Origin of the sequence: Pseudomonas brassicacearum, from assembly GCF_009601685.2 — a bacterium.
GTDB classification, from domain to species: domain Bacteria; phylum Pseudomonadota; class Gammaproteobacteria; order Pseudomonadales; family Pseudomonadaceae; genus Aquipseudomonas; species Aquipseudomonas kilonensis_B.
Window position 1 is genome coordinate 3,996,061 of sequence record NZ_CP045701.2, and the last position, 13,223, is coordinate 4,009,283.

Annotated in this window: 14 protein-coding genes; 10 read left to right on the top strand and 4 right to left on the bottom strand. The window is 62.3% G+C overall.

Going from position 1 to position 13,223, the window contains the following annotated elements; translation table 11 throughout:
• The first annotated feature begins 70 nt into the window (after positions 1-70).
• The 8 genes from GFU70_RS16765 (at position 71) to GFU70_RS16800 (ending at position 6,926) form a co-directional block, all read left to right on the top strand.
• Positions 71-1,141: an NAD(P)H-dependent flavin oxidoreductase gene (locus GFU70_RS16765; RefSeq protein WP_116641966.1), complete on the top strand. Its 1,071-nt coding sequence runs from the start codon at positions 71-73 to the stop codon at positions 1,139-1,141.
• Between the two features lie 671 nt (positions 1,142-1,812).
• Positions 1,813-2,559, top strand: coding sequence for a molybdate ABC transporter substrate-binding protein (gene modA, locus GFU70_RS16770; protein WP_153388446.1), 747 nt, complete (start codon positions 1,813-1,815; stop codon positions 2,557-2,559).
• A 6-nt stretch (positions 2,560-2,565) separates the two neighbouring features.
• Positions 2,566-3,246 carry a molybdate ABC transporter permease subunit gene (gene modB / locus GFU70_RS16775; protein ID WP_153388447.1) on the top strand — a complete coding sequence of 227 codons (681 nt, stop codon included), beginning with the start codon at positions 2,566-2,568 and terminating at the stop codon, positions 3,244-3,246.
• Positions 3,247-3,249: 3 nt separating this feature from the next.
• Positions 3,250-4,329 carry a molybdenum ABC transporter ATP-binding protein gene (gene modC, locus GFU70_RS16780; protein ID WP_153388448.1) on the top strand — a complete coding sequence of 360 codons (1,080 nt, stop codon included), beginning with the start codon at positions 3,250-3,252 and terminating at the stop codon, positions 4,327-4,329.
• A gap of 264 nt (positions 4,330-4,593) precedes the next feature.
• A complete protein-coding gene (locus GFU70_RS16785; protein ID WP_153388449.1) occupies positions 4,594-5,649 on the top strand; it encodes a DNA topoisomerase IB in 1,056 nt (351 codons plus the stop codon).
• 116 nt (positions 5,650-5,765) lie between these two features.
• Positions 5,766-6,329 carry an ATP-dependent Clp protease proteolytic subunit gene (locus GFU70_RS16790; protein WP_058542871.1) on the top strand — a complete coding sequence of 188 codons (564 nt, stop codon included), beginning with the start codon at positions 5,766-5,768 and terminating at the stop codon, positions 6,327-6,329.
• Between the two features lie 127 nt (positions 6,330-6,456).
• Positions 6,457-6,636, top strand: a complete 180-nt coding sequence (locus GFU70_RS16795) for a general stress protein (protein WP_058542872.1) — start codon at positions 6,457-6,459, stop codon at positions 6,634-6,636.
• Between the two features lie 62 nt (positions 6,637-6,698).
• Positions 6,699-6,926: a hypothetical protein gene (locus tag GFU70_RS16800; protein ID WP_058542873.1), complete on the top strand. Its 228-nt coding sequence runs from the start codon at positions 6,699-6,701 to the stop codon at positions 6,924-6,926.
• 284 nt (positions 6,927-7,210) lie between these two features.
• Here the strand turns inward: GFU70_RS16800 and GFU70_RS16805 are convergent, their stop codons facing one another.
• Positions 7,211-7,621, bottom strand: a complete 411-nt coding sequence (locus GFU70_RS16805) for a DUF1264 domain-containing protein (protein WP_193034250.1) — start codon at positions 7,619-7,621, stop codon at positions 7,211-7,213.
• Positions 7,622-7,958: 337 nt separating this feature from the next.
• Here GFU70_RS16805 and GFU70_RS16810 point away from each other — a divergent pair, with 337 nt between their 5' ends.
• The gene (locus tag GFU70_RS16810) at positions 7,959-8,429 is read left to right on the top strand and encodes an arsenate reductase ArsC (protein WP_116641959.1); all 471 of its coding nucleotides are present in this window, start codon (positions 7,959-7,961) and stop codon (positions 8,427-8,429) included.
• A 4-nt stretch (positions 8,430-8,433) separates the two neighbouring features.
• On the opposite strand, the gene GFU70_RS16815 is transcribed toward GFU70_RS16810, so the two are convergent.
• Entirely contained in the window at positions 8,434-8,967 is a 534-nt protein-coding gene (locus GFU70_RS16815) for a DUF3087 family protein (protein ID WP_153388450.1), read from the bottom strand.
• Positions 8,968-9,185: 218 nt separating this feature from the next.
• Between GFU70_RS16815 and ppnN the strand changes: the two genes are divergently transcribed.
• Positions 9,186-10,559 (top strand): nucleotide 5'-monophosphate nucleosidase PpnN, encoded by a 1,374-nt coding sequence (ppnN, locus tag GFU70_RS16820; RefSeq protein ID WP_058542877.1) that lies wholly within the window; start codon positions 9,186-9,188, stop codon positions 10,557-10,559.
• 163 nt (positions 10,560-10,722) lie between these two features.
• Here ppnN and GFU70_RS16825 read toward each other — a convergent pair whose 3' ends face one another.
• Both GFU70_RS16825 and GFU70_RS16830 read right to left on the bottom strand, forming a co-directional pair.
• Positions 10,723-11,382, bottom strand: a complete 660-nt coding sequence (locus tag GFU70_RS16825; RefSeq protein WP_116643757.1) for an HAD-IA family hydrolase — start codon at positions 11,380-11,382, stop codon at positions 10,723-10,725.
• A 151-nt stretch (positions 11,383-11,533) separates the two neighbouring features.
• A complete protein-coding gene (locus GFU70_RS16830; protein ID WP_116641957.1) occupies positions 11,534-12,880 on the bottom strand; it encodes an MATE family efflux transporter in 1,347 nt (448 codons plus the stop codon).
• Positions 12,881-13,223 lie beyond the last annotated feature (343 nt).

Sequence of the window (13,223 nt, forward strand, 5' to 3'; positions counted from 1 at the left end):
AACTCGACTGGCCCTGGCCGGCCCACACCTGCTAAAAACGCTGTTTATTTCTGCCGTCGGAGACCCGCACATGAGCCAGTGGCCAGACACTCGCATTCTTGACCTGCTCGGTATCGGGCTACCCATCATCCAGGGGCCGATGGCCGGGGTGACCGGGCCGGCCATGGTGGTTGCGACGTGCAATGCCGGTGGGTTGGGTTCGATGCCGGCGGCGATGCTCGATGTCGAACAATTGCGCCAGGCGCTGACGACCATCGGCGAACAGACCGATAAGCCATTCAATGTGAATTTCTTCTGTCACCAGCCGCCGGCCATCGACGAACAGCGGGCCGAGGCCTGGAAGCAACGGCTCAAGCCGTACTATCAGGAACTGGGCGTCGACTTCGACGCGCCGACGCCGGTGTCCAACCGCACCCCGTTCGATGATGCCGCCTGCCGGGTGCTGGAAGAGATGCGTCCCAAAGTGGTCAGTTTCCATTTCGGCCTGCCGGAAAAATCCTTGCTGGACCGGGTGAAGGCCACTGGCGCGAAAATCCTTTCCTCGGCCACCACCGTCGAGGAGGCCATCTGGCTTGAACAGCACGGTTGCGATGCGATCATTGCGATGGGCTATGAAGCCGGTGGTCATCGCGGGATGTTCCTCAGCGACGACCTCGACACCCAGGTTGGCCTGTTTGCCTTGCTGCCGCAGGTGGTGGATGCGGTGAAGGTGCCGGTGATCGCTGCCGGCGGCATTGGCGATGCGCGGGGGATCGTCGCGGCGTTCGCCCTCGGTGCTTCGGCGGTGCAACTGGGCAGCGCCTACCTGTTCACACCCGAGGCGAAGATCAGCGCCTCCCATCACCGCGCCTTGCGCACGGCCAAGCAAAGCCAGACCGCTGTCACCAACCTGTTCACCGGTCGTCCGGCCCGAGGCATCGTCAACCGGGTGATGCGCGAAGTGGGCCCGATGAGCCCACTGGCCCCGGCTTTCCCCCTGGCGGGCGGCGCGTTGCTACCGTTGCGCGCCAAGGGCGAAGCAGACTTCAGCAACCTCTGGGCCGGCCAGGCTTTCCCCTTGGGCCGCGAGCTGTCGACGGCCGAGTTGACGCAACGGCTGGCGGATGAGGCATTGGCCCGACTCCACAGGGCGAACGTCTGATCGAACGCCATCGCGAGCAAACTCGCTCCCACACGGGATCGGGGACAACCGGCACATCCAGGCACACCACCGGACCTGTGGGAGCTAAGCTTGCTCGCGATCGCGGTAGCACATTCAAAATGGATGCACGCTGACCCACCGTCATCGCGAGCAGGCTCGCTCCCACAGGGAATAGGGGGCAACCGGTACATCCGGGTACACCACCGGACCTGTGGGAGCTAAGCTTGCTCGCGATCGCGGTAGCACATTCAAAATGGATGCACGCTGACCCACCGTCATCGCGAGCAGGCTCGCTCCCACAGGGGATTGGGGGCAACCGGCACATCCAGGTACACCACTGGACCTGTGGGAGCTAAGCTTGCTCGCGATCGCGGTAGCACATTCAAAATGGATGCACGCTGACCCACCGTCATCGCGAGCAGGCTCGCTCCCACAGGGGATTGGGGGCAACCGGCACATCCAGGTACACCACTGGACCTGTGGGAGCTAAGCTTGCTCGCGATCGCGGTAGCACATTCAAAATGGATGCACGCTGACCCACCGTCATCGCGAGCAAGCTTGGCTCCCACACTCTTGCACCTCACTCCCCAGGCAAAATGCCGCGTTCCGTTTGTCGGCCATTCGCTATATATTCTGGTATATAGCGAACCTGACCCTACGGAGCCTCACCCATGCCCCTCACCCGCTTCGCGCCGTTGCTGCTGACCACGCTCTTGACCATTGGCACCGTCCAGGCCGCTGAGGTGCAGGTAGCGGTCGCGTCCAATTTCACCGCGCCGATCCAGGCCATTGCCGCCGACTTCGAAAAAGACACCGGGCACAAGCTGGTGGCGGCTTACGGCGCCACCGGGCAGTTCTACACCCAGATCAAGAACGGCGCGCCCTTTGAAGTCTTCCTCGCCGCCGACGACACCACCCCGGCCAGACTCGAAAGCGAAGGCGACACCGTCAAGGGCTCGCGCTTCACCTACGCAGTCGGCACCCTGGCGCTGTGGTCGGCCAAGGACGGTTATGTCGACAGCACGGGGCAGGTGCTCAAGCACAACAATTTCCAACACCTGTCCATCGCCAACCCGAAAGCCGCGCCCTACGGCCTGGCCGCGACCCAGGTGCTGGACAAGCTCGGCTTGACCGCCCAGGTGAAAAGCAAGCTCGTCGAAGGCCAGAACATCACCCAGGCCTATCAGTTCGTCTCCACTGGTAACGCTGAACTGGGTTTCGTCGCCTTGTCCCAGGTGTACAAGGACGGCAAAGTGACGGGCGGCTCGGCGTGGATCGTCCCGGCCGAACTGCACGATCCGATCAAACAGGACGCGGTGATCCTCAACAAGGGCCGGGACAACCCCGCTGCCGTGGCCCTGGTGGATTACCTCAAGGGCCCGAAAGCCGCCGCCATCATCCAAACCTACGGTTACTAACGCTAAATGCCATTGACCAGCGCCGACTATGCCGCCATCTGGCTGACCCTGAAACTGGCGTCATTGACCACGGTAATCCTGCTGCTCATCGGCACGCCCATCGCCTTGTGGCTGTCGCGCACCCGCTCCTGGCTGCGCGGGCCGGTGGGTGCGGTGGTGGCGTTGCCGTTGGTGCTGCCGCCGACGGTGATCGGCTTTTACCTGTTGCTGGCGCTGGGCCCGAACGGCTGGATCGGCCAGCTCACCCAAGCGCTCGGGTTGGGCACCCTCACCTTCAGCTTTACGGGGTTGGTAATCGGCTCGGTGATCTACTCCATGCCGTTTGTGGTGCAGCCGTTGCAGAACGCCTTTGCCGCCATCGGCAGTCGTCCCCTGGAAGTCGCCGCCACCCTGCGGGCCGGACCTTGGGATACGTTTTTCAATGTCATCCTGCCCCTGGCCCGCCCCGGCTTCATCACCGCGGCGATCCTTGGCTTCGCCCACACCGTCGGCGAATTCGGCGTGGTGCTGATGATCGGCGGCAACATCCCGGAGAAAACCCGGGTGGTGTCGGTGCAGATCTACGACCATGTCGAAGCCTTGGAATATGCCCAGGCCCACTGGCTGGCCGCGGCGATGCTGGTGTTCTCATTCCTGGTGCTGCTGGCGCTTTATTCCAGCCGCCGAACCCGTGCCGGCTGGAGCTGATCGATGATTGAGGCGCGTTTTCAGCTCGACCATGGGGACTTTTCCCTGGACCTGGCTGTGCAGCTGCCGGGGCGTGGCGTGACTGCACTGTATGGGCCTTCCGGTTCCGGCAAAACCACCTGCCTGCGCTGCATTGCCGGGTTGGAGCGGCCGGCCCGCGGCTTTATCGAGGTCAATGGCCAAGTCTGGCAAGACAGTGAGCACGCGGTATTCGTGCCGCCCCATAAACGGTCGGTGGGGTATGTGTTCCAGGAGGCGAGCCTGTTCGCCCATCTGTCGGTGCGGGCCAACCTGGCGTTCGGCCTCAAGCGCATTGCACCGGCACAACGACGGGTGGACATGGAACAGGCGACCGAACTGCTGGGCATCGGGCACTTGCTCGATCGGCAGCCGCACAACCTGTCCGGCGGCGAACGCCAACGCGTCGGCATCGCCCGCGCCTTGCTGACCAGCCCACAACTGCTGCTGATGGATGAGCCGCTGGCGGCCCTCGATACCCGGCGCAAAAACGAAATCCTGCCGTACCTGCAACGGCTCCACGATGAGCTGGACATCCCGGTGCTGTACGTCAGCCATTCCCAGGACGAAGTGGCGCGCCTGGCCGATCACGTCGTGCTGCTCGACGGCGGTCGCGCGTTGGCCAGTGGGCCGATCGGCGAGACCCTGGCCCGGCTCGACCTGCCACTGGCCCTTGGGGATGACGCGGGAGTGGTGATCGAGGGCAAGGTCAGCGGTTATGACCCGGCTTATCAATTGCTGACCCTGAACCTGCCCGACAGCCAACTGAACGTACGCGTGGCCCACACGGCACTGGCCCTCGGCCAACCGCTGCGCTTCAAGGTCCAGGCCCGGGACGTCAGCCTCAGCCTGGCGAACGATGCCCAGACCAGCATTCTCAACCGCCTGCCGGTCACCGTGGTCAGCGAACAGGCCGCCGATAACGCCGCCCACGTGTTGATCCGCCTGGAAGCCGCTGGCACCCCGCTGCTGGCGCGCATCACCCGCTATTCGCGCGATCAGCTGAAATTGCATCCAGGGCAGGCGCTATGGGCGCAGATCAAGGCGGTGGCGGTGTTGGCGTAGGGTCCGAAACCGGCGGATCACACTGTGGAGCTGTGGGAGCTGTGGGAGCAAGGCTTGCCCGCGATAGCATCGCCTCGGTCTATCAGCTACACCGAGGTGCTTGCATCGCGGGCAAGCCTTGCTCCCACAGGTTTGCTCCTGCTGGTTTGCTCCCGCTGGTTTGCTCCCCCCGGTTTCGGGGCAGCATCAGAATCTTGGCACGACCGCCACAGGCTGCGGTCAATCGATCACAGGCCACCGGATTCGTTGCCAAGGACCCTTTTCATGCCCGATACCCTGCCGCCGGATGCACTGCCGGCCGACCTGCATTATGTCGATGACACGGCCCCGGGCATCACCCGCAAAAAGCGGCGGGGCCAATTCTGTTATTTCGACCCGCAGGGCCAGCGCATCACCGACGCGGCCCAGATCCAGCGCATCAATGCCCTGGCGGTGCCGCCGGCCTACACCGATGTCTGGATCTGCACCGACCCGCGCGGTCATCTGCAGGCCACCGGGCGCGATGCCCGCGGGCGCAAGCAGTACCGCTACCATGCGCGCTGGCGTGAGGTCCGTGATGCGGACAAGTACTCGCGGATGCTGGAATTCGGACGCGCCCTGCCGCGCTTGCGCAAACGCCTGGAAGCCATCCTCGCCACGCCCGGGTTCAGCCGCGACAAAGTCATGGCCACGGTTATCACGCTGTTGGACGTGACCCTGATCCGCGTCGGCAACAGCCAATACGCCCGGGACAATCGCTCCTACGGCCTGACGACCCTGCGCAACAAACATGTCGAGATCAACGGCAGCGCCATCGCCTTCCAGTTCCGCGGCAAGAGCGGCATCGAGCACCAGATCACCGTGAAGGACCGGCGCCTGGCGCGGATCATCAGGCGCTGCCAGGAGATCCCCGGGCAGAACCTGTTCCAGTACCTGGACGAACACGGCGAGCGCCACGCCATCAGCTCTTCGGACATCAACGCCTACCTCAAGACCCTCACTGGCGCTGACTTCACCGCCAAGGACTACCGCACCTGGGCCGGCAGCGCAGCCGCGCTGGCCGGGTTGCGGACGCTGCGCTGGGAAACCGAAAGCGAGGCCAAAAGACACGTCGCCGAGATGGTCAGGCAAGTCGCCCGACAACTGGGCAACACGCCGACCGTCTGTCGCAAATGCTACATTCATCCTGCAGTGGTAGAGGGTTTCCTGCTCGGTGCCCTGACCCATTTGCCCAAACCCCGGGCACGTAAAGGCCTCAGCGAAGAAGAAGCCGGGCTGACGCTATTTCTGCAGCGCATGACGCAAGCCGCGCAGAAATGCGAACAGCAGCAACCGGCTTGATGCGCTCACCGGCAGCCAGCCACGGATGAGGAACATCCGCAGACCGCTGGACTCCCAACTGTACGGCACAGCCGATCCGCAGGCACGTCAAAGGGTGAAGTCGACAGGAGTTTCAGATGTCCGAACACATTGTCCATTTTCATTGCCAGATCGATCAGGGAACCACGGAACGCTTTCGCGATACCTGCCTGGAAGCCATTGAGAAAGGCGCCGACTCGCTGATGCTCAATCTCTCCACAGTCGGTGGCAGTACCAACTTCGGTTTCACCCTCTACACCTTCATCAAGTCCCTTCCGATACCGGTACGTGCGGTAAACGCCGGCAACATCGAGTCGATGGGCATCGTCATGTACCTGGCCGCCAGCGACCGCACCACCACCCCGCATTCGCGTTTCCTGATTCATCCGATGAACTGGTACTTCGGCCAGAAGTCGGTGGATCACTCACGCTTGCGCGAGTACCTGTCCAGCCTGGATAACGACGTGGCGCGCTATGTGGAGATCTACGTCAAGGAAACCGCGGGCGCGGCGACGCAGTTGGATATCTTCAAATGCCTGTGCGCCGAAGAGCGGGTGATTCCGGCGGAAAACTCCCTGGCCTTCGGCATTGCCCATCGGGTCGAGCAAGTGGTGTTCCCGGTGGATGCCAAGCATTGGAAAGTCAGCGGCGGCGAGGATTAGAAGTGAAGACGGGCGGCGCACCATTCGTCGCCAGCAAGCGGTTTTTTTTAAACTTCCCCCGGCCATTTTCTTTCCCAAATAATGCGAGGCACGTTGCTCGCTCAACCAAAGATGAGGGTTCTCGAAAATGGCCAGTAGCGGAAACAAAAACCCAGGCAACTTCGCAAATGATCGTGAAAAAGCATCTGAAGCCGGCAAGAAAGGCGGACATGCGTCGGGCGGCAACGTTGCCAACGACCGGCAAAAAGGCACTGGAGCCGGTAACAAAGGCAGCGAACGCAGCCATGGCGGCGGCAGAAAATCGTAACCCGGAAACCGTCGGGGCGCAGTACCGCTGCGCCCTGGCGCTTAACCGCACCGAGGTCGCCCATGAGCAGCCAGGATCGATTCATCATCAGTTTCATCACCGACAACCAACCTGACAATCGCGTGGTGGAGGCCAGCACCGAGACATTGAGTGCCGACGAAGCCGAAGCACTCTTGAGAGCGACGTTCAGTGAACTCAAGGACGTTGAACTCAGCGACGTCCAAGTTCAGAAGAAGACCAGGCCCAACGAAGAAGAACATGGTGTGCCGGGGCATTTCAAACAACCGTAATTCAAACTAACTCCGTAACGCCCTATTCCTCCTTATTACTTAGCACACTTTGTGGCGAGAGCGCTTGCTCCCACTGGGCTGCGCCTGTAGGAGCTGTGTAGGAGCTGTGTAGGAGCTGTGTAGGAGCTGTCGAGTGCAACGAGGCTGCGATCTTTCCAAAGACACTTGAGTCTCAAGCGAAAGATCAAAAGATCAAAAGATCAAAAGATCGCAGGCTTCGCCAGCTCCTACAGGGCCCAGCGGGAGCAAGCGCCCTCGCCACAAAAGCGGAATTTCGACAACTTTCAATGGGCATGATGCCCAGTCGGATCCTTGATCTGCCACACCTGCCCCTTCTGCCAGGCATCCGCACCTGGATCAATCACCGGCGCTTGAATACCGGCTCGGGCACGCTTTTTCGCTTCGCTGTCCACACCCATTCGACCGTCCCGCTCGCGTACCAATTGCGGGTCCACCTGACCGTCGGCCGTGAACCCCATCATCAACTGAGGGACCCCGTAAGGCAGTGCATTGCCCTGTTCGGTGTGCCAGGTGTGCCAGGTCTTGCCATACGTGCTGACCAGATTTTCCATCAATCGGGTTTCCGCTGCCTGGGGAATCCCTGGCGCGATCAACTGCCCGGACATCCGCCCGTTGTAGAAATGAAAGCCATCGTGATAGGTGTTCAAGACCCGCAATGGCGGTTTGTCCTGCATGATCCGCGCCCCGGCTTCCAACGTCGCGGTCGTCGGGGTCTTGGCAGAGCCCGGCGCCTCGACGGGCGAGTCGCTCGTGCCACCCGCTCAGCCGGTCAATCCCAAAGCCGCTGCGCATAGCAGTGTCCAGCCGCCACAAACATTTCGATCCAACATGTCATCTCTCCTTCGCATGACTGTTCATGAGAAAGACATCGCCTGGGGCGGGTTTGATTTTCCTGGCGGTCTACCGACGAATGGTGCGCGCCACGCGGCCAATTAAATACGAAATTCCATATATTCGATTACCCGCATATACTCCGGCGCAGCCCACCCCTGCGCTTATCGGAGCCGATCGATGAAAGTCCTCTTCATGTGCACAGCCAACAGTTGCCGCAGCATTCTCAGCGAAGCGATGTTCAACCATCTGGCCCCAGCCGGGTTCGAGGCCGTCAGCGCCGGCAGTTTCCCCAAGGGCCACGTGCTCCCGCGCAGCCTGAGCACCTTGCAAGAAGCCGGTATCAGTGTCCAAGGCTTGCGCAGCAAGGGTTACGACGCGCTCGAGGGCAGCCCGCCGGACATCGTCATCACCGTGTGCGACAGCGCCGCCCGCGATGCTTGCCCGGTGTACTTCGGCCCGGCCATCAAGGCCCACTGGGGCTTGGTCGATCCATCGACCGTCAAAGGCAGCGACGATCAGATCGGCCAGGCCTTCCATGCCACCCTGGATCGTATCGAAGCCCGCTGCCGGGCGTTTTTTGCCCTGCCTTTCGACCAGCTCGACGCCCAGGCCCTGAAAGCCGAGCTCGACCGCATCGGCACCCTCTGACCGATCAATCTGCGCGATAGGCCTGCTTCACGGTCTCGATCCAGCTCGGCTCCAGGCGCGGCTGTTCGGTGTCCAGGCCCAGTGCCTGCATCTTCGCCAGGTGCGCATCGGCCTCTCGCGCCAGGGAGCCCTGGGCGCTGGAGTTGGCGTCCAGCTGATGCATCTGGGCCAGCCCCAGGTGATAGAAGCGCAGCAGCTTCATGGCGATGGGGTCCTGGGCCTGCACGCCGGCGGTCACCTGGTGCATCACGTTGGTGATTTTCATCAGGCTGCGCTTGAGCCGCCAGCCGTACACGGCAGCAGCCATCCACGGCTGCGACCAGAAGTACTGGCGCATCAGCGCAGCCATCGCCAGCACCGCAACAATCACCCCACCGAGGTTGAAGCGAAAGTTATCGCCTCCGGGCGTGCCCAGCAGCATCACGGCCAGGCTGGACAGCAGCATCGCCAGGGCCAGGAACACCACCGCGATGATCAGGGTGCTGCGGCGGGTCTGCTTGCGGTAGGTGTCGCCATCCCACGGTTTGATCTCGAACATCGCGGTGCAATTTCCTTGTACGGCATCAAAAGAGTCACGCATTATCGCCTGCCCGGTCGATTTAGCTATGCTGGGGCTCATTTTGTATGGCAACCGACTCGCCGGGGCGGGATCAAAGTCCATGGCGATAGCGCAAGGATCGTGCGATCTTTCTGCGTGGACGTTTTTTTTCAAGATGCCGTCGTTGTGTGCATGGCATCGATTTCAAGGAAAGCTGAATGACTCAAAGACATGTAATCAACGCCTCGGTGAGCCCCAAGGGCAGCCTGGAGACTTTGTCCCAGCGCGAAGTCCAGCAACTGAGCGAAGCCGGCTCCGGCAGCATCTACGACCTCTTCCGCCAGTGCGCCCTGGCCATCCTCAACACCGGCGCCCATGTTGATAACGCCAAGACCATCCTGGAAGCCTACAAGGACTTCGAGATTCGTATTCACCAGCAGGACCGGGGCGTGCGCCTGGAGCTGTTGAACGCGCCGGCCGATGCGTTCGTCGACGGCGAAATGATCGCCAGCACCCGGGAGATGCTGTTCAGCGCCCTGCGCGACATCGTCTACACCGAGAACGAGCTGGACAGCCAGCGCATCGACCTCAGCTCGTCCCAGGGCATCAGCGACTACGTGTTCCACCTGCTGCGCAACGCCCGCACCTTGCGTCCTGGCGTGGAGCCAAAAATCGTCGTGTGCTGGGGCGGTCACTCGATCAACACCGAAGAATACAAATACACCAAGAAGGTCGGCCACGAATTGGGCCTGCGCAGCCTGGACATCTGCACCGGCTGCGGCCCGGGCGTGATGAAAGGCCCGATGAAAGGCGCCACCATTGCCCACGCCAAGCAGCGCATCCATGGCGGTCGCTACCTGGGCCTGACGGAGCCGGGCATCATCGCCGCCGAGGCGCCGAACCCGATCGTCAATGAACTGGTGATCCTGCCGGACATCGAGAAACGCCTGGAAGCCTTCGTGCGTGTCGGCCACGGCATCATCATCTTCCCGGGTGGCGCTGGCACGGCGGAAGAGTTCCTCTACCTGTTGGGCATCCTGATGCACCCGGCCAACCAGGACCTGCCGTTCCCGGTGGTTCTCACCGGGCCGAAAAGCGCCGCGCCATACCTCGATCAGTTGCATGCGTTTGTCGGTGCAACCCTGGGCGAGGCCGCGCAGCAGCACTATCAGATCATCATCGACGACCCGGCCGAAGTGGCGCGGCAGATGACCCAGGGGCTCAAGGAGGTCAAGCAGTTCCGCCGCGAGCGCAACGACGCCTTCCACTTCAACTGGCTGCTGAAGATCGACGAGGGCTTCCAGCGCCCGTTCGACCCGACCCACGCCAACATGGCCAGCCTGGGCCTGAGCCGCGACCTGCCCGCCCACGAACTGGCCGCCAACCTGCGCCGGGCGTTCTCGGGCATCGTGGCCGGTAACGTCAAGGACAAGGGCATCCGCCTGATCGAAGAACACGGCCCGTACGAAATCCACGGGGACACCGCCATCATGGAACCCCTCGACCGCCTGCTCCAGGCCTTCGTCGCCCAGCACCGCATGAAACTGCCAGGTGGCGCGGCGTATGTGCCGTGCTATCGCGTGGTGACCTGACCGGTTCAAAGACCACCGCAGATCCAATGTGGGAGCAAAGCTTGCTCGCGATAGCGGTTTAAAGGCCCAACAGAGATATTGCCTGTGATGAGGCTATCGCGAGCAAGCTTTGCTCCCACAGGCGCGCTCCCACAGGGGATTGTGTGGTTAGGGGATTGTGTGCTTACTGAATCCGCATCAGCCCGGCTTCATCCACTTCAATGCCTAGCCCAAGGTAATCCTTGACCTGCGGATGAAGGGTGGCCACCGGGTGCGCATGTGTCGCCGTCACCACCAGCACATCCGCCTCGGCCGCCTCGCCTGCCCGGATGCCCGCCTCGGCGTCTTCAAACACCAGGCATTCTTGCGGTGCCACTTGCAAGCGTTCGGCGGCCAGGCGATAGCAGGCGGGGTTGGGCTTGCCATCGCTTACGTCTTCGGCCGTGACCATGACCAAAGGGCGTGGAATTCCAGCGGCTTCCATACGGCGCAAGGCCAATGCCATGGGCGCCGAAGTGACAATCGCCCAGCGCTCTGGCGGCAGGCTGTTCAGAAAGGCCTGCGCACCGGGTACCTGCACCACCCCTTCGACGTCTTCGATTTCCTCCCGGGTGATCTGCTCGGCCTCGGCCTGGGCATCCACCCCCGGCAGGTGCTGGCGGGCGATGGTGTCGATGGCGCGCACGCCATGGATCGTCGGCAGGAACGTCGCCACGTCCACGCCGTGGCGCAGGGCCCAACGCGTCCAGATCCGCTCGGCGGCGGCGATGGAATTGAGCAGTGTGCCGTCCATGTCGAACAGGAAGGCGCGGTAGGCAATGTGGGTGGGGCGACTGTCAGGCATCGGATCCTCGGTGGCGGCGTGGCGGGTGATGGTGACTGTAACATCGCCAGGCTCCAATCCCCTGTGGGATCAAGCTTTGCTCCCACAGGCTTGGCCCTCAGCTCACCCACTGCTCACCCACAGGGGCTTTGTGTTTTGTCAAAACTCTGGTCTACACAAGGCGCTCGATCGGCTGATGCTGCCACACCCGCTTGTAGTACAGCGTCTGCAACAGCAGCATGCTCAAGTAGGCCACCGGGAACGCCATCCACACCCCTTGCAGCCCGAAGTGGGCGTCCAGCAGATACGCCGCCGGCAGTTGCACGGCGACGATGCAGAAGATCGAGATGGCAACCGGCACCAGCACCGTGCCGCTGGCGCGCATGATGCCGCCGACGATCGCCTGGAAGCCGAACACCAGCAGGCTCCAGAGCATGATGTGCAGCAGGTGTTCGGCCTGGACCCGTGCCGCCGGGTCGGTGATGAACAGCCCCAGCAGCCAATGGGACAACAGATACCCCAGGACCACCAGCCCGCCCGTAAGCCAGAGGTTGATCGCAAGCCCCGTGCGCAGGATCGGCCCCAGGCGTTCCAGGCGTCCGGCACCGATGGCCTGGGCGCCGAGGATCGAGGCGGTGATGGCGATCGATAGCGCTGGAAACTGCACGTAGTTGACGATCTGCGTCACCGCGCCGTAGGCCGCCGTGGCCTGGGAACCATGGCTATTGACCAGCGTCAGGATGACCAGCTCGGACAATGAGATCACCACCATCTGCAACCCTGTGGGCAAGCCAATGCGCAGCACTTTGCCAAGAATTTCCGTGTCCAGGCGCATCGCCGCGAACAACGCCCGGTCCGGTGCCAGGGCATGCTCGCGACGGTTCAGGCGCCACGCCAGCAAGGCCATGGCCGAGGCCGTCCCCACCAAGCCCGCCAGCGCCGCGCTCTGGATGCCCATCTGCGGCAACCCCAACCAGCCACGAATCAACGCCGGCGTGAGCAGCAGCCCGACACTGGTGGACACCAGCAGCGCCAACATCGGTGACACCGTATCGCTCACTCCGCGCAGCAGTTGGGTGAACAGCACGAATACCAGCAGCATCGGCAAAATCCACATCATGACCCGGGCATAGGAAACGGCATCCTCCAGCACATCGGCCGGCGTGCCGAGCCCCTGCAACGCCTGACGCGCAAAGACACTGCCGAGCACCGCCGCCACCAGGCCGATGATGGCCCCCAACAACAACGTCGAACCGGCAATCGCCTTCACCGTGCCGGTTTCTCCGGCGCCGTAGGCCTGCCCGATCAACACCCCCGCGCCCGCGCCGAGGCCAATCACCAATGCGATAAAGAAAAACACGATGGGAAACATGCCCGACACCGCCGCCAAGGCCTGGGTACCGAGCATCTGGCCGATGTAGATGCTGTTGAACGTGCCGGACATGGACTGCAGGAAGTTGGACAGGACCATGGGGGCCAGGAACAGGAGATAGGTTTTCCAGAGGGGCTGGGTGGGCATGGGGGCTCTGATGGCAGGTTCGAAAATCCGGGTGACGGTAATTTAGCGCAATCCATACAACTCGTTTCAGAAGAATCAACTGGAGAACACTCTTGTGGCGAGGGGATTTATCCCCGCTGGGTTGCGAAGCAGCCCCAAGATCTGTGCATATGATCGGCCGATGGACCGAGGTGTGGGCTTTTAGGGCGCTTCACGCCCAGCGGGGATAAATCCCCTCGCCACAGGGGTTCTATGTTGTGGCTTATACCTTCGTCGGGTGCATTCGACATTTCACAGACAGCGTCTAACCTGAAATAGCACAGTGCCACTAACTGTGCAGGTCAATGCCTATGCCGGAATCGGA

Coding starts and splice junctions, on each gene's coding strand:
- GFU70_RS16810 (WP_116641959.1), top strand. CDS start 7,959: ATGAAAGTCCTCTTCATGTGCACAGCCAACAGTTGCCGCAGCATTCTC.
- GFU70_RS16790 (WP_058542871.1), top strand. CDS start 5,766: ATGTCCGAACACATTGTCCATTTTCATTGCCAGATCGATCAGGGAACC.
- modC (WP_153388448.1), top strand. CDS start 3,250: ATGATTGAGGCGCGTTTTCAGCTCGACCATGGGGACTTTTCCCTGGAC.
- GFU70_RS16805 (WP_193034250.1), bottom strand. CDS start 7,621: ATGCAGGACAAACCGCCATTGCGGGTCTTGAACACCTATCACGATGGC.
- GFU70_RS16815 (WP_153388450.1), bottom strand. CDS start 8,967: ATGTTCGAGATCAAACCGTGGGATGGCGACACCTACCGCAAGCAGACC.
- GFU70_RS16795 (WP_058542872.1), top strand. CDS start 6,457: ATGGCCAGTAGCGGAAACAAAAACCCAGGCAACTTCGCAAATGATCGT.
- GFU70_RS16830 (WP_116641957.1), bottom strand. CDS start 12,880: ATGCCCACCCAGCCCCTCTGGAAAACCTATCTCCTGTTCCTGGCCCCC.
- GFU70_RS16785 (WP_153388449.1), top strand. CDS start 4,594: ATGCCCGATACCCTGCCGCCGGATGCACTGCCGGCCGACCTGCATTAT.
- GFU70_RS16765 (WP_116641966.1), top strand. CDS start 71: ATGAGCCAGTGGCCAGACACTCGCATTCTTGACCTGCTCGGTATCGGG.
- modA (WP_153388446.1), top strand. CDS start 1,813: ATGCCCCTCACCCGCTTCGCGCCGTTGCTGCTGACCACGCTCTTGACC.
- modB (WP_153388447.1), top strand. CDS start 2,566: ATGCCATTGACCAGCGCCGACTATGCCGCCATCTGGCTGACCCTGAAA.
- GFU70_RS16825 (WP_116643757.1), bottom strand. CDS start 11,382: ATGCCTGACAGTCGCCCCACCCACATTGCCTACCGCGCCTTCCTGTTC.
- GFU70_RS16800 (WP_058542873.1), top strand. CDS start 6,699: ATGAGCAGCCAGGATCGATTCATCATCAGTTTCATCACCGACAACCAA.
- ppnN (WP_058542877.1), top strand. CDS start 9,186: ATGACTCAAAGACATGTAATCAACGCCTCGGTGAGCCCCAAGGGCAGC.